This is a genomic window from Bacillus sp. V26 (assembly GCF_034296245.1).
Taxonomy (GTDB): Bacteria; Bacillota; Bacilli; order Bacillales; family Bacillaceae; genus Bacillus; species Bacillus halotolerans.
In genome coordinates this window covers 131,030-151,822 of record NZ_JAXKQF010000006.1, presented here as the reverse complement: position 1 = coordinate 151,822, position 20,793 = coordinate 131,030, and the positions used below count along the sequence as shown (strand labels likewise).

Here is a 20,793-nt window from a genome sequence, read left to right as displayed (position 1 = left end):
CGGATATGAAAAAGTGGATGATCACCATCGCCTTGCTGATGCTCGCAGGAATCGCATTAGTTGTCTTCGTTTCTCCTCTAAAAAGCCATAAAGCCGTGAGTCAGCAGGATCTCCGAGACCCTGATTTTCTGGACGGCAAGGACATTCTGCTGTATGTCTCAACCTCTGCGGATCAGGATGCATTCGGCGGCGGGAAAAGCTATGCCCTGTTTATCAGCAAAGACGGGTCTCTGTCTTCATTTAAGATGAAGGGCCTTGAGCTGGGTTCCGCCAAGGTTCATGACGACAGTGTGATGCTGGAGGATAAAAACACGATTTTCACGATCAAAGATGGACTGCACTCCCATAAAAGAGCCTATCAGCATACAGGCGACAGCGCGGGCTTTCTGCAAAATACGAACGGTTTTTATACCCTCTACAACTCCGGCTATGACAAAAAGGGAGACGGATACCGCTCAGAGCTGTACCGCCAGATGGACGGAGAGTGGAAAAAAGACGTCATCCCCTACTACATCCGAGCCTCGGGTTTTCACGATGGCGCCATTTACGCACTTGTCCCGACAGACGACGAGAAAGGCTATCAGCTCCTTCAGATTCAAGCCGATCAAAAGAAGCTCACATATCAAACCATCACTGAATGGCAGTATCGGGAAGGAGCCTCAATCGAATCTCAGCTTGCTGCGGACGATCAAGCTGTATATGTGATGGTTCGGGGGCAAAAAGCCAGCAATCTCTATCAAATGGTGAAAATTAATAAGAAAAACGGTAACGTGGAGCTTTACGATATCGTCGAATACAAAAACGACGAGCAAACCATATACAGCTCTATGCCGTTCAGCTTCAAAAAAAGCTTTTTCCCGTATCAGGGGTCCCTGTATTTCATTGACGGCTTCGGAAAGGTATACAAGATCGATGCAAAGACAGGAAAAAGCCGGATTGCTTTCGCCCTTTCCCCAGAAAAAATGAAGGCCGATTTCAAAGAAATCACACAAAAAGGCAGCAGCCTCTATTTGTTCACATACACCTACAACCAGCCTGCATACATTGAACAATACAGCCTGAAAACCGGAAAGAAAGTGAAGGAAAAAGAGATCGGGAAGGTAAAGGAGATCGTGGCGCCGAAGAGTCATTTGAAGCTGTATGATTTTGAGGTGATGAAAGAGTTTTAGGCGGCAAGTATTGTCACATTATTTCTCAGGAAATACGAAAAAGAGACTTGCAGGAAGTCTCTTTTTCTGTTGTTTAATTTGATACATATCCTTGATAGAATGCTGTCCAGCCTCCATCTGAACGTGGCTCGAAATTATAAAGTTCCAATGTTCCTTTATAACCGCCACTTGAGTAGTTATAATAGTCGGGAATATCGTTGTAACTAGAAAGCCCCCAGTAAGTCACTTTATAACCCGTCACATATTTGATATCCTGTGCTTTGACTTCCTGTGTAGAGACTTCGGCCGCAGAAGCCGGACTAGCAAAAGTGCCCCCAACACCTAGTGAAATTCCCAAAGCTAATGTACCAATCACAATTTTTTTAAACATTTTTTACCCTCCCATTTTTTTGAAATCGAATATAAAATTCAAGAGATTTCATGGGATTTCCTTCTATTTAAAATTAATTTTGTGTTAAAATTGTGAATTATTGTAAAATAAATATGGTGAAGGAGGAATCGCATGCTTACCAAACGGGTCATTCTTCTGGCAGTTATCATCAGTCTGATTTCAGCGGCTACGATGTTCCTGTTACACGGAGGTAAAGCAGATTGGTTCGACATCATCGGAACCATTATCGGCTGCTTTCTTGGCATATTTGTTGTTGTAAGAATACAGAAAAAGCAGGCGTGAAAAAGGGAAAGGGTCATGCCGAACCGAAGTCATGTTCAAGGACCAAGAGTCCAAAAAGACATGAATGGGAGGAATGGCGTTGACAGGAAACAAAGCGGTTGTGTACAAAGGCAAAGGAAACGTGGCGGTGGAGGATATCGGCTATCCGGAGTTAATCTTGAGGGACGGGCCCGGCGTTCCGAAGGCGAATGTAAACCGGAAATGTGAGCACGGGGCTATTTTGAAGGTAATTACCACAAACATTTGCGGAAGCGATCAGCACATGGTCAGAGGCCGCACGACGGCGCCTGAAGGCTTGGTGCTCGGGCATGAAATTACGGGAGAAGTCATTGAAACGGGGCGGGACGTTGAATTTATCAAAAAAGGCGACATTGTATCAGTGCCCTTCAACATTGCCTGCGGACGCTGTGTGATGTGCAGAACGCAGAAAACGCATGTGTGCCTGAATGTCAATCCGGACCGGCCGGGATCGGCTTACGGTTACGTCGATATGGGCGGCTGGGTCGGCGGGCAGTCGGAATACGTCATGGTGCCGTACGCCGATTTTCAGCTGTTGGTCTTCCCGGATAAAGAACAGGCGTTAGATAAAATTCTTGATTTAACCATGCTGTCTGACATTTTTCCGACCGGATTTCACGGGGCATATACAGCGGGTGTGCAAACAGGGTCGACCGTCTATATCGCAGGAGCGGGACCTGTCGGCTTAGCCGCCGCGCACTCCGCCCAGCTCCTTGGCGCTTCCACAGTGATTGTAGGCGATTTGAATGAAGACAGACTGGCACAGGCCAGAAGCTTTGGCTGTGAAACGGTCAACGTGCAAAAACACGACCGCCTCGGCGAACAAATTGAACAAATACTAGGTGAACCAACCGTTGATGCCGCAGTGGACTGTGTCGGCTTTGAAGCATCCGGACACGGCAGCCAAGGAGAAGCGCCGGCCGCCGTACTGAACTCGATCATGGATGTCACCCAGGTCGGCGGAAGTCTCGGTATTCCAGGCTTATACGTGACCGAAGATCCCGGTGCAAAGGATGCGGACGCCAAAACAGGCTCTTTAAAAATCCGCTTTGGACTCGGCTGGGCCAAAGCCCACACCTTCGTCACCGGGCAAACACCCGCTATGACATACAACCGCAACTTGATGAAAGCGATCCTGAGCGGCAGGGCGCAAATCGCAAAAGCCGTCAACGCCACTGTGATTTCTCTGGACGATGCGCCAAACGGCTACAGCGACTTTGACAAAGGAGCGGCCAAAAAATTCGTCATCGACCCGCACGGGATGCTGAAGTAAAAGAAAAAGCCGGACGTTCTCATAACGCCGGCTTTATTGCTGATAATCGGTTTCTTCAAAGCGATCTCCTGATTCGTCCTGGACAATTAAATCCCCTTCGATTTTATCCAGACCAATCAGAATATAAGGGTTTTTCTCTTTTGCTTTGGGAGCTGGTTTTCGCTTCACAGTTACAATCGTTTCTTTAGGTGAATATTTGACGCCTGACACCTCAAGCTTCATTTCTTTCTCGCTGCTTCCGAGAGAAACCACAACCATTTTTTTGCCTTCTGAAATAGTGAAGACTTGATACCCTTTTACGTCATCATGTGTTTGAAGATCATTTGCATACAATTCTAGCTCTGAACTGTCTTCACCGATCCTTCTCTAACACCCAATAAGACGGCTGACATCCAGCAAGCAGTAACATGATCACAAAAAGCCAAACCCACTTGAAGCGCAAATGCAGACCTCCCCAAACATCGATTACCTCCAAATTAACATACGAGCGAAATAGAGTCATCAACAGCTTGTTTGTCGATTTGTGGATAAAACCCAGCCCGAAGCACTACTAACATGTGAATAAATAGGTTATATTGGGAAGAGAATATTTGCAAAAATGCAAGAAACCATCGGAGGATTTGAACATGAAACAAACGTATTATTCCTGTGAAGAACACATCGAAACCGTGCTGGATATGTACATAGACGACCACGAGCTGCCGCCCGAAATCAGAAAAATCGAACATACTAACAGTTTATCCACAGCCTGTGAATTATGTGGAGACCCCGCAGTATATATAGTGGGGAACGAATGATCTTACACAAAATACAGAAAAGATATCCACAATTGTGGACAACATATATGAATAACTTGTTTTTAAAGTGGGGATGACCTGTGAATATCAATATTGTGACAATCGGAAAACTAAAAGAAAAATACCTCAAGCAAGGCATTGAAGAATACACGAAACGACTTTCGGCCTACGCAAAAATCGACATCATCGAACTCCCGGACGAAAAAGCGCCGGAAAACCTAAGCGACCAGGACATGAAAATCATAAAAGACAAAGAAGGCGACCGCATCCTATCAAAAATCAGCCCCGACGCCCACGTCATCGCCCTCGCCATCGAAGGAAAAATGAAAACATCCGAAGAACTAGCCGATACAATAGATAAGCTGGCTACTTATGGAAAAAGCAAAGTCACCTTCGTCATCGGCGGATCACTCGGATTGAGTGACGCGGTGATGAAGCGAGCGGACGAGAAGCTATCGTTCTCGAAAATGACGTTTCCTCATCAGTTAATGCGTCTTATTCTGGTGGAACAAATTTATCGGGCTTTTCGGATTAATCGTGGGGAGCCGTACCATAAATAGAGTTGAAGATAGGGTGGATATTTTATTACCATTAGAAGGTAAAATGTGGGATCTTAAGTGTTTCCATAAAATCAAATGAAGTTCAACTTTGTCTATATGGCATTCTAGACTTGATGATCTGTATACTTATGGGAATTCACCCCAAACGAAATTGAACTATTTCAGGTGAATAACTTTTGTATCTGATTTGTTATTTCCATTGTTAGGTACCATACCTTGTTCAAATGCTACTTAATAGAAGTGGTAGTATAATTGGCTTTGTTTGAACGATGATTTACTTTTCCTTCAAGCTTGGACAAGACTCCAAAGATCATCTGAGCATAATTAATATTAGTTATATATGAAAGGAGTATGGCAATGACAGAGGAAACGGAAATTAGTAAATTTGATAATGGTGGAGCAGAAGCTATTAAAGGGTTCAATTTTCAAAAGGCAAATTTAATATTACTATCAGTAAATAATTACCAAAAGGATAATTTTAAGATTTATATTGAGGCCGAAGATGATATTGTCGTCAGTTATGAAAATTACAAAGCATTTATACAAGTAAAAAAACAAGTACATACTTTTAAGACCATTACAAAGAAAGAAATGAAAAAAATAAATGATCCAAGTGGAAAGAGTAAGAAGAAAATCAGTGTACCTTCACCTTCTATCTTGGAAAAAAATTTAAGTTCAGGTACAGAGGAAAATACATTTAAGCTTATTGTCAAAGATGTAGGTCAAAAAGATAAAAAGCAATTAAAAATTAAAAGACCGGGTTCGATATGCTCTGAATTACATGTATTAAATGATACAGCAAAAGAAACACTTATCAAGTCACTACCGGATGAATTAGTAAAGAAAATAGAAAACTTTTATTTTTTTGTTTCTCCAGTCCATGAAGATCTTAATGAAGCAGAAAAATATTTGATAGGTTGTCTAACGGCTGTAGGTGTATCAGTTGATGATAAAAGAGGAAGATTAATTATTGCAGAATTGTCTTTAACAATAGATCAAAAAGCTCAATACGTTATTACTAACGAGGTCGATAAAGAGCTTAAATTAATGGACAAGGACTACTTCTCTAGAATTCTACAAACAAGTGAATCTTTAAATAGATTTGATAACGTTTTAAATTCACTTGATTACAATATGATAATAAAAAAGCACATAAAGAAAGAAAAATTAAAAATTGAGTTAAATAAAATTGAATTAAAAGAGGATATTAAGAATGCTATAAATGAATATATTGAGAATCAAAATGATGCCCTTAAAATTTCCGATAAAGAAATAATAGAGTACGTGGTGAATGAATTTAAGTCAACTAAAATTGAAGATATAACTTTAATCGCAGTTGCAATTGAGAGTTTATGTGAGTTAGGGGATGAATTATAGGTGATTATTAATAAAATTATAATTTATGATTATATAGAGAAAAGAATTAGAGAGTTTGTCTTTACACCTAATACTAATATATTTGTAAGCAGACTTAATAGCGTTGGGAAGTCTAGTTTAATAAAGTCTATATATCATTGTCTAGGTTACAGTATAAAAATATGGCCAAGTAATTGGGATATAAATAATATGATGTTTCAAGTAACAGTAACTAATAATGATAGAAAACACCTAATAACTCGTCATAAAAACTTATTCTATATCGATGGTAGGGAACAAATTCTCAACGAAAAGGAATATTCATCTTGGCTTCAGGACTTTTTAAAAATCCATATAAAAATTAAAAATAAGAAAACTAAAACTTTATCTGATGTGTATGCAAGTGAAATATTATTGCCCTTTTATATAGATCAGGATAAATCTTGGAATGGTTATGTATATACTAAAACTGCAGACTCATTTGCTAGGTATAACAATACAGTCAAGAATGTATTTGATTTTTATTTTAATGTAGCTAACAAATATATGACAGATTTAGAGATTAAAAAGAGTAGTATTGAAACTGAAATAAGTAATAATCAGAAAAAGATAGAGGCACTTAGTCTCTTGAGTAAAGAACAAACTGAATTTTCAAATCCGAAGAATGTGATTTATGTAGAAGCTAGTAATGAGGAACATATTGATAAATATCTAAGTTTTATTAATGAGTTGAATATAGCTGTAGCAGAAATAGAAAATAAAATCATTGAACTAGATACAAAGATTAGTGAACATAGAAGAGAAATTAAAGAGTTTAATAAGTTAAAAAAATCATATGATAAAAAATTTGCGGATATTAAATATTCTTGTATCCATTGTAATTCTAAATTGACTCAAGAACAATCATTGACGAGACTTAAAATCAGAAATAATCAGTATGAAGTCATTGAGCAAATTGATAAAGGTAAACAACAGATAGAAATGTATGAAAAAGAAAGGGAACAAGTGATTTCGGAGAAAAATAAAGTTCTCGATAAAATTAAAGAAACAGAAAGAGAATTACGAGAAACTAACGAGTATACCAAAATAGATGCCTATATAAATGATAGGGTCAATCAAGAAATAACTAATAACTATATTACTGTTGAACAAAAACTTGTTAATGAAATATATCAAAAGGACATGAACATAAGAGAGTTAAACAGAGTTATTTCTACAGAAAGAAAAATCGGAAATAAAAAAAAATCAAAGATTAGAAAGAAATACCAGGAATTATTAAATGAATACGAAAGGTACTTTCATGACATCAAGTTAGATGATATTAAGTTTTATAGCTTTAAAGAGATTTCAGGTAGTGGGGTGGCTGCAAACAAAAAAATGTTAGCTTTATATACCCTTTATTCCAATTTAGTAAGTGATTTTTCGGTAGTTCAAGCGCCATTCGCTATGGACTCTTTTATTAAAAATGAAACTGCCGAAGAATTGAAGAAACAAATGTTTGATTTTTTATCAAAACATTATTTGTCATTGAACGGACAAATTTTCTTTTCAATAATTAAAGAAAATGTTAAATATTTAGACAAAAATGTGGAATATAATTTTATTAATCTAGAAAAACCTATTTTGGAGGAAGTAAGTACCCCAAATAAAGACTTAGTTAAATATTTTGAAATAATTGATAAACATTAGCGTGCTTTCTTTCATAATATATATTCAATAACAGAAAGATTAATCTACTATATGAAAATAATAATAAATATAAAACAGAGTGCGTAAATTAACGTTATTGCACTCTGAATTTACAACAAAAATATAACAGATAACGAGTTAGTTATTTGGTCCTCCTCAAATTATTTATAAAGCATAATGTTTTGTGCAAATGCAAAAAATTATTATGTTTTATTTTTTCGCTCTAAGCGTATGGCTATAACATCACCACTAGATAATAGGTGCTTCTTAGATATTCAAGAGAACATTGTCATATTAATGGTCATTGACCATGCTGTATTCAAGAAAGAATTTTTAAGAGAAAAGTTGAAAGTATTTTTATAAATATCAAGGAGAGTAAAAATGTATAAAAATGGTGATGTATTATATAACAAAGTTGAAACAAGCCCTATTGGTAGTGGAGGAAATGCAAAGGTTTTTAAAGCTAAAACAACTAATGGAGAAATATTAGCTTTAAAGGAATTAAAAACTGGTGGGCGTAACTTTAATAAGAAGAAAGAACGCTTTAATTTAGAAATTAAAATAGTAAAAAAGATTCAGAGTGAATTAAATGGAATAATTCCAATAATAGATTTTGCATTACCTGATGAAGAAGGAAAATATTGGTATACTATGCCGATTGCACAACCATTAAATAAAAAGTTACCTAAAGAAGCGAGAATTGAAGAAATTGCTGAGTGTATAATTCAATTGGCAAATGTAATGTCTAAAATTCATGATAGAGATATTGTACATAGAGATATAAAACCAAGTAATATTTATTGGTACAATGGTAACTATTGTTTCGGAGATTTTGGCTTAGTAGATTACCCTGATAAAGAGAATCTAACCGCTACTAGAGAATCAGTTGGTCCGAGGAATACCATAGCACCAGAAATGAAAAATGATGCCAAAAATTCTGATGGGAAAAAAGCAGATGTGTATTCTTTAGCGAAAACTTTGTGGATGCTATTAACTAAGAGTCCTTATGGATTCGAAGGCACTTATGACGAATCCAGTAACATCATGGGATTAAATAGGTTTTTCCCAAATCAACATCTAGTCGAATTAAACTCCTTATTATATGACTCTACTAGGGAAGAACCAGAGTTAAGACCCCTAATGAGAGAATTTTCTGGAAGATTATCAGAATGGCTATCAGTAAGGGCTGATTTTGAAAAAAGTAATTTAAGCCAGTGGAGGTATATTCAAAATAAACTCTTTAAGGATTTTATTCCAGATACAGCTATTTGGACAGATATCAATGACATAGTTAATGTATTAAATTTACTAGGATCAATGCCAAGTTTAAATCATATGTTTATACCTACTGGTGGAGGTCTTGATTTAAGAAACGTTAGACTTTCATATGAAGATGGATGTATTGAAATAGATGCAATGGAGAAATATGTTTTAAAACCAAAAAGATTAATTGTGGAAAATATAGCGAAGGATTATATTTGGAGTTATTTTCGATTAGAACTAGCTGAATTAAAGCCTATTTTTCCAGATGAAGTAAATAGGGATTATGAACGTTTGACAGATGATTCACAAGGAAATTATTTGTCATGGATATGTGGTAACTATGGCTACTATGAAGATGGAACCCCTTTACCGGAAAACTATAAAATGGTTAGCCGTTATCTAAAAGGCAGTTTTGTGATGTTTTCTAAATCGTCTATTTATAATGAAATCACTGGTACATATGATGCGAGACATAACAAATTTAATTCAGAACAATTCAGAAAATATGTTGAATTTTTAAGAGTTACATTTTTAAGCATTCCTGAAGAACTCTTTTTTGAGTTGTGTAATAAGGACCCTTTTGAAATAGAAGATAAAGATATGGAAAACAGGAAAGTTAATGAATTTCGAAGAAGAAGAAATATAGAAAAAATTTCTAAAAAATTTATTGCTGAAAATATTACAAAACTTAATTTTCATTCTTTATTTATAAATAGTCCTAGTGTAAATGGAATTATTGCTTATCTTTTTAAGTATATAGTAAATGGCAATAAATTGTGGGATAGAAAAGAGTTTTATCTAAATAAAGATGGAAGATTCAAAAGTAATATTCAAAAAAATGATGATAATTTATATATAATTTATTCTGAAGAAGATGCAGTAACTTTTATGGAGCAATGCAATCAGTTTCTTAAAAAGGAATGTCAAAATAATGGTATAGAATATATTAATGATTTTCGAGCATTAAATGTAGAAGGCAAGAGAATAGGTCCTCCAGAGCATCTTTTTACAAGAGCTGAATTAAAAAAACTATTGATTAATGGAAATGATCATGTGAACAATACACTAGTTGTAAATAATAAAGGTTATTTGGAGTTGTTAGAGAATCATAGTTTCAATGATTTTGAACTTATAAAATATCCAGTAAGACATGAAGGATTTCAAGCTTTCAATAATTACGTAGGGAAATACTCTAATCTATATCATTTTGAAGAAACATATATAACTTCTTTGCAAGGCTGGCTAATGTACTTACAAAGAGGAGGGACAGTTTATTTAGATTATGTTAGAGAAAATAGAGACGAAAAATTATTATTAAAAGAGATTCTTTCATTCTACAAGTAGGTGTTTGGAAAATAGGTATAGCTTTAATACCCCCATGATTAAAAAGTGAGAGAAGAATATGATGTTGTAGTTTATTATTATGGAAATACCTTTAGAGTGCGAAAATAGATATTATTGAACTCTTAAATTAATTGGTTATATAAAAATCATACAATAAAACCAGTAAAATACTTCCGTAAATAGGATGAACAAGACAAAGGAGTACACCAAAATGGAACACTTTCTGAGGAAAGTTTAATATAAAGCCAATTATTCTCAGCACTTGAACAACTGGCTTTCTTATTGGCATTGTAAAGACTGAGTGTACCTTAGAATATTTCATTTATAGTGATTATCACCAAATTATCGTGTGGATAAAGATATCGTCTAAGTTTTAAAAAATGTAACGTTCAAGTGGATTAATAGGTTATTATTTCGATTTCTAGGATTTTTGTTTGTGTCATAAAACGTCCTCCTAAATTTGTACGGGGCTTATTTATGTACTATTATTGAGCAAAGAATCTCAGCAATTTACAGAGTTAAATTAAACACTGAAAACCATAAAAAAGAGCCCAGAGAAAGTCATCTCTGAACCCTATACCCTCACTTCATATACCGATACTCCCGCAAACTCTCCAAAATCGCAACTTCCTGCAACAACTCCTCACCCACATTCGTTTCCTTCACTTTCTTCCGCTCTAGCTCTTTATCAACTAATCGTTTCACCGTTAAGACGTCGGTTCCGGTGCTTAGGACTTCTGCCTTGGAGTTGAAGTGTTTATGGGCGACGAGCTGCATGCCGTAGGAGTTGTATAGCAGCGTGTAGCCGGCGATGCCTGTTGTGGATTGGTAGGCTTTGGAGAAGCCGCCGTCGATGACGATCATTTTTCCGTTTGCTTTGATTGGGTCTTCTCCTTCGATTTCTTTTACGGGTGTATGGCCGTTGATGATATGGCCATGATCTGGATTGAGGCCGAATTCTGCCAGGATGTTTCGGCAGGTTGCCTCGTCCTCGCGTAAATAATAATACGGGTTTTTCTTTTCTTTATGCGTTTCCTTCTCTTTAATGAAATACCGCTCAAATGTCGTCATGGCGCGTTTTCCGAAGAGGGAAGAGTACTCGCCTGTCCATAAATACCAAGCCATATCTGTCGCAAGATCATCGGTTTCTTCCGGGTGGGCAAACGCTTCCCGCAAGAACCGTTCAAATACATCGAGCAGCTCACGGCCCGCATACGGTTTATCCTCAATCATCATCGTTTCCATATTGCCGTTTTCATCGACAGGAATACAGCCGTGAATCAACAGGTTGCCGTTATATTTTAAATAAAGGCTCCCTTTTTTCATCATAAAATTCATATGACGGCCCAGCTTTTCGGAATGCTGGACAGAGAATAGCAGCTTGTCTATGACTTCTGCTTCTTCTTCTAATAGCTGATCTGGCTGTTCGGGATTAATTGTCGCAAAGCAGGTGTTTTCCAGCTGATATGTTTTTCCGTGCAGCGTGATTTCATTTTTATCGTAATCAATTTTCTCTAGTAACAAGCGTTCTTCCATATTAAAGTTCGGCCGTCTCTTGATAATCGGGCTCTCAAGCTTGAATTGGATCATGGCAATCGCTTGATGGATTTTTGTGATTTGCTTAATCTCATCCTCAGGCCTGTTGTCGTCTGCTTTTGGACGGAACGCTGGATTATCGTCATAGTATTTTTCGGCCAAGTTCAGCAGCGGTCTTAAATTGATGCCGTACACGTCTTCAATAATATCCAGGTTGTCATAGCGGGCACAGATACGGATAATATTGGCCAGGCACACTTTGGAACCGGAGTAGGCGCCGATCCAAAGGACATCGTGATTTCCCCACTGAATATCGACAGAATGATAATTGATTAGCTCCTCCATAATCCGATCCGGCTTCGGGCCGCGGTCGTAAATATCGCCGACCACATGCAGATGGTCGACCACCAATCGCTGAATGCTGTAGGCAAGACCGGTGATCAATTTATCGGCTTGGCCAAGCGCAATGATCTGATCTATGATTTCGGAGTAATATTGCTCCTTGTTGCCAGCTTGTTCTGTTTTGTATAGCAGCTCCTCCGTAATATAAGCAAACTGGGCAGGCAGTGCTTTACGCAGTTTGGAGCGGGTATACTTCGAGGAGCAATAAGAAACGAGCTTAATCATTCGGTTAATCGTTTCTTTATACCACTCGTTTAATGCTTCTTTCTCATCAAAGTCATGTTTGATTAACTTCAGTTTGTCTTCCGGATAATAGACCAATGCTGCTAAGTCATCAATTTCTTTATCGTAAATGACACCACTGAAAATGTCGCGTATCTTCTCTTTTACTCGTCCCGAACCATTACGCAGCACGTGCTGGAATGCCTGATACTCCCCGTGCAAATCACTGACAAAATGCTCGGTGCCTTTTGGCAGGTTCAGTATCGCTTTCAAATTAATGATTTCCGTTACCACTTTTTCTTCACAATCGTATTTTTGTGCGAGTAGATCTAAATACTTGCTTTCCAAAACTGTCCATCCCCTTTTTAGAATAAACCCCTATTTATGAGCGTGTGCATATCAGGTTAATTTAAAAGTATGTCATTATTTCATCATTGGACCTTTATATGATAGTACCTCATAAGTCCTTTTTGAGACAAACAAAACAGAAAAATGCGGCGCTTAAGGCATCAAAATATACCCTCCGCAGACAGCTCATCAACCTGTTGATAAGTGATTAAACTTCTATTAAAATAAAAGGTTAGCTGATAGTTATTTCTATCGGAAACTTAATACGTAGCAGGCTATGATTGCTGTGGGTGCACTACAGCAGGAGCAGCTTCTGGAGAGACCGCGGATTTTTCGCGGCGCCGAAGGGTTCACAATCTCAGGCAAAAGGACAGAAGAGTACTGAATATGTATTTGGCATGCTGTTGATTATCAGCGGAGCAAATATAATTTGATATTCTTATGACCATGAGATTGGAGGGCATCCAATCTCTTTTTTTACTGGCTTTATTTTCTCCTCGTTGTTCTGTCAGCAGGTGCTCTTTTAAGTAAATTGATACCGGAAGAAGCGTTTGGCATCGTGACCACCATCAGCGCGATTTGTTTCATTTTGGTGTGGGGCGTGATTCTTGTCTGCCATACCAGATACAGGAAAACCCGTCCGGACTTACACGCAAGCTCGTCTTTCAAGGCGCCGTTCGCGCCGTTTATCAATTACGCCGTGCTGGCGCTGTTTGCCGTCATTCTGGTTATAATGCTGTTTGCGGATGCGACGCGCCCGGCTTTGCTGCTGACGCCGCTGTGGTTTATTGGACTGTTTCTTATCTATCGGGCGAGAGGGAGCAAGAAAAGAAGGATCTAACATTATGCTGAGCGTTCACTTGTTGGAATTGGTGAAAGCATATGTTACGGCGAGCCACATTTAAAAGGAGCATTTTTAAGGTCAACCATCGGAATGCTCCTTTGAATGTGGATAAGATCATATCTCCCCAATATCCTTAAATATTGCTCACGCTTTCCACATCAGAATATTCTATAAGAATATCATCCTTCCTCACTATACTTACTCCCATCACTACATCTGTTTTCTGGATGTGCCGAATACGTCATTTTGTGACCTATTTGTATTAATAGTTTAGGTCAGGTGTGACCCATTGATTATTACCTAACAATATTATCCTTAAACATAATAGTTCTGATAACATGGTGAATGTTATCTTTATAAAGTTCCTTTTCCGTTTTCGGCATCATTTTTTGGCATATTGTACTGCTTTCTGTTGTCCACTCATAACTTCATTGATGATCAATTTTCTCAATCAAAAAATCACTACGGTTAGTGTATATAGTCAGATTAAGATGAAAAGGGTTTTACTAGAAAAATATAGCACAATGTACTTTTTTCTTTTATTATAACTAGAAAGGGAAACATTGGAGATGGTCATACGATAAATTCAATGTCTTAACTGTCGTCATATGACAAAAAACGTTTTTACCCAGGAAAAGCGGTTAAAATAAATATAAAACAGGACATTAATTTGTGGTTAATTTCAAGAAGACAACAAAAGTATTAGATGCAATAACTATTGCGACAGAAGAAGATTATAAGAGCTCAAATCATGGGAAAAACATAGCTAAAACCAAAGCCCTTCATTGTTTATTGCGTTTTTATCCCAACGGGAAGGAGTGGAATCCGAGTGACCATGGTTTTTATTTTTTGAAGTGCTCAAAGGGATCCGCGACTTTCACCGTTACAATTGCCAGCGGTTTGGCCATTTTAATCCGATCGGATCTGTTAATGAATAACGGCACTATACTTAAGTAAATGGCTAACAATGCGGCAGTCCGCATTGTTCAGCACATTGAAGAGATCGATACAAAGGTGGACGAATCTGTTAAATGTGTCAGATCCACGCATTATCGGGTAGTTGGGTTTTGTGAGTATAATCAATTATTAGCGGCCGTTGTTTTTGAAGTGATACAACAACTTGCCTACCATCGAAAAGGATTTTTTGAATTCCGAAGAATATGATAAATCATGATGAAGCGCTGAATATTTATATGGTGCGTCTCTCCGCCATCGGTAGTGACATAGATCATATGGACAAGGATAATCATGATGCAGATATGACATTAGCGAATAAAATGGGGATTTATTCAAATCTCTATTAGGTTAGATAAGGTTAAAAAGGAGGCTACGAAATTGAAATCCCCCAGTTCTATATTGATTTCTGAAGGGTTATTAGCAACTGCAGCTATGTCTAAATTTATTGATCGGTTAATGAAAAAAAAGGATTATTCCAAATTAGTTGTCATCATTTGTAATCTTTTATTTAGTGCCTTTATATCTTTATTTCCTTCATCACTAATCTCATTTATAATTAGCATGTTTAATCATCAGTTTCTTTTAGAATTTAAAACGTATTATCTCTTCTTTATGGTGATTTTTATTTTGATGATATCAGCAAATCTATTTACTGAACAAATTAATATACCCATGATACTTTTGCGAATTACATTTTATATTAAGTTAAAATATAAATCTGCTAGTAAAAATTATGTAATAGCTCTAGTGACAACTCTAATATTGTGCTGGCTAGGAAAGCAGTTGTTTAATATTCTCTTTTCAGCGTTAAACAGATATGGGGTTCAAGAAGAAATTGCAGGTATAATGAGTATTATTTTAGCTGTAGGGATAACTATATCTGGTTATTATACATTCCCAACAAAGAAACAAGTTAGAGATATTAATGAACTATTGTTTTCTCCTTTTTTTATAATAATATCAATTGGTATGAGTTATGTTGTAAGTGAGAGAAATATGATAACAAACTTTGCTGAGGGAAATAGAGAAATATCAGCTTATATATTGGCAGTGTTTATGTTAACAGCTATTAACCAAATAATAAATTATCTAAAAAAGTTATTTGAAAAGATGCATGAATCTCCAGAAAATAAAGAAACGATTGATCCGATTGATTTATATATAAGTTCAGCATGTAGTAAATATGTTAGTCGAAGGAAACAGTTTAAAAAACAGTTGGGATTATTGAAAGTTAAGATAATTAAATTATGTACTTTTATAAGAAAGAATTATAAAAACAAAAGGTTTTATATAAAAACCACGGCAATATTAGCCTTATTTATAGCATCATACTTTATATTGAAGAAAGTTAATATATTTCTATCTGAGTTTAAAATCCCGGAATATATAATAAATTTTTTGTCCCCATTGTTCATTATAGGGGGGTTCTTGTATATACTTTTTAAAATGATATGCTTAACCATTTTTAAACTGAGAGGAGCACCGAAAGAAAAATTTGTTGTGTTGAAGTGTTTTAGTATATTGTTATTTTTTCTAAGTGCATTTTTATATATTATAACTGATTATATATTAGGTGGTAACTCTCATCATCTTACTAATATTAGTGCTGTATTATTTGGTGTAGCATCAATTCTTTATGCAGTTAGCTATTTAGTTGAATGGTTAATAAGTGCTAGAGGAAGAGTATAGGAAGATTAATTAAATATAATAAAAGGAGTTTTCTAATTGATATTTTTAAAAAATTATTAGACGCAGATAGCTTTTTGTAAAAGCTGGAGATACGATATTATATGATTTCCTTGAATACTGCGGACTTGTCGCTCGAAAAGCTTGCGGCTAAAGATGCGTATCAAAGCCGGCAAAAAATAATACTTGTTCAAACTGTTCGCTGCCAGCTTCAATATGTGTTGAAAGTCGCACATAAGATGTGGGCCATATTAGATGAGATAGGAATGCTTGATCACGAAAGTGAAGTCCTCGGGCGATACGATAAAAGACGGTATGCCAGAGAAGGCGATCGACGATCTGACTGAGAAGATAGATGAACAGTTATCAAATGAGAGTATGCGCAAGCATGATTCAAAACTCATTGAGTCCATAAAAGTCTAATCATTAAAAAACCGGTGTACTGTCATTCAGTACACCGGTTTTATCTTTACATCTACTTGATGGTAGAATTATTTTTTTACATAACAATAAGAACCTTCCGGCGTACTAGACCAACCATAGAGTACATTTGTATTGTGGAAAACAAACAGCAACGACTGATGGAATGCATGCTGATAATAAAGAGGACGTCTTTACACCAATATGGAAGGGAAAGGAATCGGCTGTTATGAGTTGACGGAGTTTTAATAATAACATTTTTCCTCAAATGTTTGACTGGCCATATCCGTACATTTTGATCATATGTTTGTCGTCCATGATGTGAAGCCTTATTTATATGAGCTATTATAAAAAAAGCGCTATCCTGCCGTGTAAGCAGGGTAGCGCTTTTAAACATTAACATTAATTCCGGATCAAATAATCAAACGCGCCGAGAGCGGCAGTTGCTCCTGATCCCATTGAAATAATGATTTGGTTGTAAGGACCGTCTGTGCAGTCGCCGGCAGCGAATAAGCCTGGGACGCTTGTAGCGCCATTTTTGTCGACTACGATTTCGCCGATGCGGTTGCGTTCAACGGTTTCGTCTAACCATTCTGTGTTTGGCACGAGACCGATTTGGACGAATACACCTTGGAGTTCAACGTGTTTTTCTTCGCCTGTTTCGCGGTCTGTGTATGTGATGCCGTTTACGCTCTGATCGCCTGTGATTTCTTTTGTTTGTGCATTTTTGAGTACAGTGACGTTTGGCAGGCTGTAGAGACGTTTTTGCAAGACTTCGTCTGCCTTCAGTTCCGGCGCGAACTCTAGCACAGTGACGTGATTGACAATACCTGCAAGATCAATCGCTGCTTCGATACCAGAGTTTCCGCCGCCGATAACGGCTACGTCTTTGCCTTCAAACAATGGGCCATCACAATGCGGGCAGTAAGCGACACCTTTGTTTTTGAACTCTTGTTCACCAGGTACGTTGACATTGCGCCAGCGGGCACCTGTTGAAAGGATGACTGTTTTACTTTTTAGGACAGCACCATTTTCGAGTTCAAGTTCGAACAGATCTTTTTTCTCAAGTCGTTTGGCGCGCTGAAGGTTCATGACATCAATATCATATTCCTTCACGTGCTCTTCAAGACTTGCAGCAAGCTTCGGTCCTTCAGTTGCTTTTACGCTGATGAAGTTTTCGATGCTCATGGTGTCGAGAACCTGTCCGCCGAAGCGTTCAGCGACAACACCTGTGCGGATTCCTTTACGTGCCGTATAAATGGCAGCACTTGCGCCGGCAGGTCCGCCGCCGACAACAAGAACGTCGTAAGGATCTTTGTCAGCGAACTCAGATGCATCTGCGCCGCTGCCCATTTTCGCAAGAATCTCTTCGAGGGTCATACGGCCGCTTCCGAAGGATTCGCCGTTTAGGTAAACCGTTGGCACTGCCATAATGTTTTTGCTTTCAACTTCTGATTTGTATGCCGCACCGTCAATCATAGTGTGCGTGATGTTCGGGTTCAGCACGCTCATCATGTTTAAAGCTTGTACAACATCAGGACAGTTGTGGCATGTCAGGCTGATATAAGATTCAAAGTGGTATTCACCGCTGATCTTCTTCACCTGATCAATGACTTTCTGATCTACCTTAGGCGGTCTGCCGCTCACTTGCAGCAATGCCAACACTAAAGAAGTGAATTCGTGTCCAAGAGGAATACCGGCGAAAGTGACGCCAGTGTCTTCTCCGGCTCGGTTCACACTGAAGCTTGGCGTTCTGTTCAATTCAGCTTTTTCAACAGTGATTTTAGATGACATGGAAGCCAGCTCATCAACGAGAGCCAGCATGTCCTTAGAAGTGTCATCTTCACCTGCACTCACTTTGAGAACAATGTCGTTCTCAATTAGCTGCATGTATTGATTTAATTGTGCTTTGATATTTGGATCAAGTACCAATTGAATGCACTCCTTAGATTTTACCTACTAGATCAAGGCTAGGTGTAAGCGTTTCGCCGCCTTCTTCCCATTTAGCCGGGCAAACTTCACCTGGGTTTTGACGAACGTATTGTGCTGCTTTTACTTTGCTGATCAGGTTGCTTGCGTCACGGCCGATACCGCCTGCATTGATTTCAACAGTTTGGATCACGCCATCTGGATCGATGATGAATGTTCCGCGGTCAGCAAGACCAGATTCTTCGTCAAGAACATCGAAGTTGCGAGAGATCGTTTGAGATGGGTCACCGATCATTGCGTAAGTGATTTTGCCGATTTTTTCAGAGCTGTCATGCCAGCCTTTGTGTACGAAGTGAGTATCTGTAGAGATAGAGTACACTTCAACACCTAATTCTTTAAGTGCAGCGTATTGGTTTTGAAGATCTTCAAGCTCAGTTGGGCATACGAAAGAGAAATCTGCTGGGTAGAAGCAGAATACGCTCCATTGACCTTTTAGAGATTCGTTTGTTACATCGATGAATTCACCGTTTTTGAATGCTTTTGCTTCGAATGGTTGTACTTCTTTACCGATTAAAGACATAATGTTATTCCTCCTAAAAATGGTTTAGAAAGCAATAGTGCTTTCAATAATAATTCTAATTATATATGAATTATTAATTAATATATATTTTTTGTCAAGACAAAACCCCTTAATTATTTTCTCTTTTTCCTTTCATCGTGTAGGAAAGTGCTGGTGTTATCAGCATAAATTGCTCTTTGACAAATATTCAAATTTTATATGTCTGATTCTCAATTAGTTGTGATTTGTGAGTTTATCCTATAAAAAAAGCTGGCAGCTGGTATAAAAGCTCCAGCTGTCAGCCTTATCTATTAGTTTGCATCATCAGACCAATTGGTATGGAAAACGCCATCCATATCTGTCCGCTCGTACGTATGGGCGCCGAAATAATCGCGCTGCGCTTGTAATAGGTTGGCATTGGAACGCCCTGTACGGTAGCCGTCGTAGTAAGAGAGCGCGGTGCTTAAGCATGGGAACGCGCTTCCGGCGCTGATTCCCTCGCAAACGACTTTTCGCATGCCTGTCTGATAAGCTTTAAGCTTTTCTGAAAAATAAGGTGCAATCAGCAGGTTTGAGAGATCTGGCTGCTCTTTGAATGCCTCGCTGATAACGTTCAGGAAATCCGCGCGGATGATGCAGCCGCCGCGGAAAATCAAAGCGATGTCTTTAAGCGGCAGGTTCCATCCGTAAAGCTCAGATGACATTTTATATTGAGCAAAGCCTTGTGCGTAGGCGCATACTTTTCCCATGTATAAGGCTTGTCTGACGTATTCAATCCAGAGATCCTTATCGTAATGTTTTTCCTCTGTTTCCGGACCGGCTAACAATTGTTCAGCCGCCATACGTTCTTCTTTTAAGGACGACAGGTAGCGGGCAAACAAGGACTCGGTGATAATAGCGGATGGAATGCCGTTATCAATAGCTTGCATGCTTGTCCATTTTCCTGTGCCTTTCTGGCCGGTTTTATCAAGAATGACATCGATCAGCGGCTGACCTGTATGTTCGTCCTTTTTCCGTAAAATCTCCGCTGTAATCTCTATTAAATAGCTTTTCAGCTCACCTTGATTCCACGTTTCAAAGATGCTGGCGATTTCTTCGAGCGGCAGACGAAGCGTTTCTCTAAGAAATGTATAGGCTTCAGCAATCAGCTGCATATCTGCATACTCAATGCCGTTGTGCACCATTTTTGTAAAGTGCCCTGCCCCTTTTGGTCCGATGTAGACACAGCATGGGTCTTCTCCGACTTGTGCGGCGATTTTGGTCAGGATCGGAGCGGCTTTTTCATAGACGTCTCGATCTCCGCCCGGCATGATGGAAGGCCCTTTTAATGCGCCGACTTCACCGCCGGAAATGCCGATTCCCAAGTAGCCGATTCCTTTTTCCTTCAGCTCGTCATATCTTCTTTCTGTGTCTTCGTAGTGGGAGTTTCCTCCGTCCATGATGACGTCTCCTTCTTCAAGCAAAGGCATTAACGAATGGATGACGGAATCGACCGGTTTTCCCGCTGTGACCATCAGAAAGATTTTTCTGGGTGTTTCTAGTGATTGAACAAAATCTTGAAGCTCGTAGTACGGGCTCAGCGATTGTCCATCCAGCTTTTTCACAAGCTGGTCCGTTAAATCTCTGGTGTAATTATAGACGGCGACTTTTTCGCCTTTATTTTCCATGTTTAAGGCGATATTGCTTCCCATTACGCCTAAGCCTATGACACCAATTGTATTGAACATGTGTGTTACATCTCCTTCATT

Annotated in this window: 15 protein-coding genes, 2 pseudogenes and 1 riboswitch; of the genes and pseudogenes, 11 read left to right on the top strand and 6 right to left on the bottom strand. The window is 38.2% G+C overall.

Translation table 11 applies throughout. The features are described 5' to 3' along the window. Nucleotides 1–5: 5 nt before the first annotated feature. Nucleotides 6–1,169: a hypothetical protein gene (locus tag UJ203_RS17025; protein WP_322012669.1), complete on the top strand. Its 1,164-nt coding sequence runs from the start codon at nt 6–8 to the stop codon at nt 1,167–1,169. Between the two features lie 73 nt (nt 1,170–1,242). Here UJ203_RS17025 and UJ203_RS17020 read toward each other — a convergent pair whose 3' ends face one another. Then, a complete protein-coding gene (locus tag UJ203_RS17020) occupies nt 1,243–1,539 on the bottom strand; it encodes a hypothetical protein (RefSeq protein ID WP_322012668.1) in 297 nt (98 codons plus the stop codon). Between the two features lie 132 nt (nt 1,540–1,671). On the opposite strand from UJ203_RS17020, the gene UJ203_RS17015 reads away from it, so the two are divergent. Together UJ203_RS17015 and fdhA are read left to right on the top strand one after the other, a co-directional pair. Beyond that, on the top strand, nt 1,672–1,842 hold the full coding sequence (locus UJ203_RS17015; protein WP_322012666.1) for a hypothetical protein: 171 nt from the start codon (nt 1,672–1,674) through the stop codon (nt 1,840–1,842). A 64-nt stretch (nt 1,843–1,906) separates the two neighbouring features. Then, nucleotides 1,907–3,133: a formaldehyde dehydrogenase, glutathione-independent gene (gene fdhA, locus UJ203_RS17010; RefSeq protein WP_322012664.1), complete on the top strand. Its 1,227-nt coding sequence runs from the start codon at nt 1,907–1,909 to the stop codon at nt 3,131–3,133. A gap of 33 nt (nt 3,134–3,166) precedes the next feature. Here the strand turns inward: fdhA and UJ203_RS17005 are convergent. Further along, nucleotides 3,167–3,575, bottom strand: a pseudogene (locus UJ203_RS17005) (hypothetical protein). A gap of 184 nt (nt 3,576–3,759) precedes the next feature. Here UJ203_RS17005 and UJ203_RS17000 point away from each other — a divergent pair. The 5 genes from UJ203_RS17000 to UJ203_RS16980 all read left to right on the top strand — a co-directional run bounded on the left by UJ203_RS17000 (nt 3,760) and on the right by UJ203_RS16980 (nt 10,142). Next, on the top strand, nt 3,760–3,930 hold the full coding sequence (locus UJ203_RS17000) for a CxxH/CxxC protein (RefSeq protein ID WP_003236479.1): 171 nt from the start codon (nt 3,760–3,762) through the stop codon (nt 3,928–3,930). A gap of 80 nt (nt 3,931–4,010) precedes the next feature. Continuing rightward, complete coding sequence (rlmH, locus tag UJ203_RS16995) at nt 4,011–4,490, top strand: 23S rRNA (pseudouridine(1915)-N(3))-methyltransferase RlmH (RefSeq protein ID WP_003226975.1); 480 nt, start codon at nt 4,011–4,013, stop codon at nt 4,488–4,490. A gap of 357 nt (nt 4,491–4,847) precedes the next feature. After that, nucleotides 4,848–5,867, top strand: coding sequence for a DUF4297 domain-containing protein (locus UJ203_RS16990; RefSeq protein ID WP_322012658.1), 1,020 nt, complete (start codon nt 4,848–4,850; stop codon nt 5,865–5,867). Then, nucleotides 5,868–7,535 carry a hypothetical protein gene (locus tag UJ203_RS16985; protein ID WP_322012656.1) on the top strand — a complete coding sequence of 556 codons (1,668 nt, stop codon included), beginning with the start codon at nt 5,868–5,870 and terminating at the stop codon, nt 7,533–7,535. A 381-nt stretch (nt 7,536–7,916) separates the two neighbouring features. Further along, nucleotides 7,917–10,142 (top strand): protein kinase domain-containing protein, encoded by a 2,226-nt coding sequence (locus tag UJ203_RS16980; protein WP_322012654.1) that lies wholly within the window; start codon nt 7,917–7,919, stop codon nt 10,140–10,142. A 582-nt stretch (nt 10,143–10,724) separates the two neighbouring features. Here UJ203_RS16980 and fbp read toward each other — a convergent pair. Next, nucleotides 10,725–12,650, bottom strand: a complete 1,926-nt coding sequence (fbp, locus tag UJ203_RS16975; protein WP_322012652.1) for a fructose-1,6-bisphosphatase — start codon at nt 12,648–12,650, stop codon at nt 10,725–10,727. A gap of 303 nt (nt 12,651–12,953) precedes the next feature. Continuing rightward, nucleotides 12,954–13,034, top strand: a riboswitch (glycine riboswitch). A 115-nt stretch (nt 13,035–13,149) separates the two neighbouring features. Here fbp and UJ203_RS16970 point away from each other — a divergent pair. The 3 genes and pseudogenes from UJ203_RS16970 to UJ203_RS16960 form a co-directional block, all read left to right on the top strand. After that, a pseudogene (locus tag UJ203_RS16970) lies at nt 13,150–13,491 on the top strand (amino acid permease); the annotation flags it as partial. A gap of 1,338 nt (nt 13,492–14,829) precedes the next feature. Beyond that, a complete protein-coding gene (locus UJ203_RS16965) occupies nt 14,830–16,140 on the top strand; it encodes a hypothetical protein (RefSeq protein WP_322012650.1) in 1,311 nt (436 codons plus the stop codon). 101 nt (nt 16,141–16,241) lie between these two features. Continuing rightward, entirely contained in the window at nt 16,242–16,484 is a 243-nt protein-coding gene (locus UJ203_RS16960) for a hypothetical protein (RefSeq protein WP_322012648.1), read from the top strand. Between the two features lie 475 nt (nt 16,485–16,959). Here the strand turns inward: UJ203_RS16960 and ahpF are convergent, their stop codons facing one another. The 3 genes from ahpF to gnd form a co-directional block, all read right to left on the bottom strand. Next, the gene (gene ahpF / locus UJ203_RS16955; protein ID WP_059292151.1) at nt 16,960–18,489 is read right to left on the bottom strand and encodes an alkyl hydroperoxide reductase subunit F; all 1,530 of its coding nucleotides are present in this window, start codon (nt 18,487–18,489) and stop codon (nt 16,960–16,962) included. A gap of 13 nt (nt 18,490–18,502) precedes the next feature. Continuing rightward, the gene (gene ahpC / locus UJ203_RS16950) at nt 18,503–19,066 is read right to left on the bottom strand and encodes an alkyl hydroperoxide reductase subunit C (protein ID WP_024123485.1); all 564 of its coding nucleotides are present in this window, start codon (nt 19,064–19,066) and stop codon (nt 18,503–18,505) included. A gap of 290 nt (nt 19,067–19,356) precedes the next feature. Continuing rightward, nucleotides 19,357–20,772: a decarboxylating NADP(+)-dependent phosphogluconate dehydrogenase gene (gene gnd / locus UJ203_RS16945; RefSeq protein ID WP_322012643.1), complete on the bottom strand. Its 1,416-nt coding sequence runs from the start codon at nt 20,770–20,772 to the stop codon at nt 19,357–19,359. Nucleotides 20,773–20,793 lie beyond the last annotated feature (21 nt).

Excerpts from the sequence above, each read along its gene's own strand:
- UJ203_RS17025 (WP_322012669.1), top strand. The coding sequence starts at position 6 with ATGAAAAAGTGGATGATCACCATCGCCTTGCTGATGCTCGCAGGAATC.
- UJ203_RS17020 (WP_322012668.1), bottom strand. The coding sequence starts at position 1,539 with ATGTTTAAAAAAATTGTGATTGGTACATTAGCTTTGGGAATTTCACTA.
- UJ203_RS17015 (WP_322012666.1), top strand. The coding sequence starts at position 1,672 with ATGCTTACCAAACGGGTCATTCTTCTGGCAGTTATCATCAGTCTGATT.
- fdhA (WP_322012664.1), top strand. The coding sequence starts at position 1,907 with ATGGGAGGAATGGCGTTGACAGGAAACAAAGCGGTTGTGTACAAAGGC.
- UJ203_RS17000 (WP_003236479.1), top strand. The coding sequence starts at position 3,760 with ATGAAACAAACGTATTATTCCTGTGAAGAACACATCGAAACCGTGCTG.
- UJ203_RS16990 (WP_322012658.1), top strand. The coding sequence starts at position 4,848 with ATGACAGAGGAAACGGAAATTAGTAAATTTGATAATGGTGGAGCAGAA.
- UJ203_RS16980 (WP_322012654.1), top strand. The coding sequence starts at position 7,917 with ATGTATAAAAATGGTGATGTATTATATAACAAAGTTGAAACAAGCCCT.
- UJ203_RS16960 (WP_322012648.1), top strand. The coding sequence starts at position 16,242 with ATGATTTCCTTGAATACTGCGGACTTGTCGCTCGAAAAGCTTGCGGCT.
- ahpC (WP_024123485.1), bottom strand. The coding sequence starts at position 19,066 with ATGTCTTTAATCGGTAAAGAAGTACAACCATTCGAAGCAAAAGCATTC.
- gnd (WP_322012643.1), bottom strand. The coding sequence starts at position 20,772 with ATGTTCAATACAATTGGTGTCATAGGCTTAGGCGTAATGGGAAGCAAT.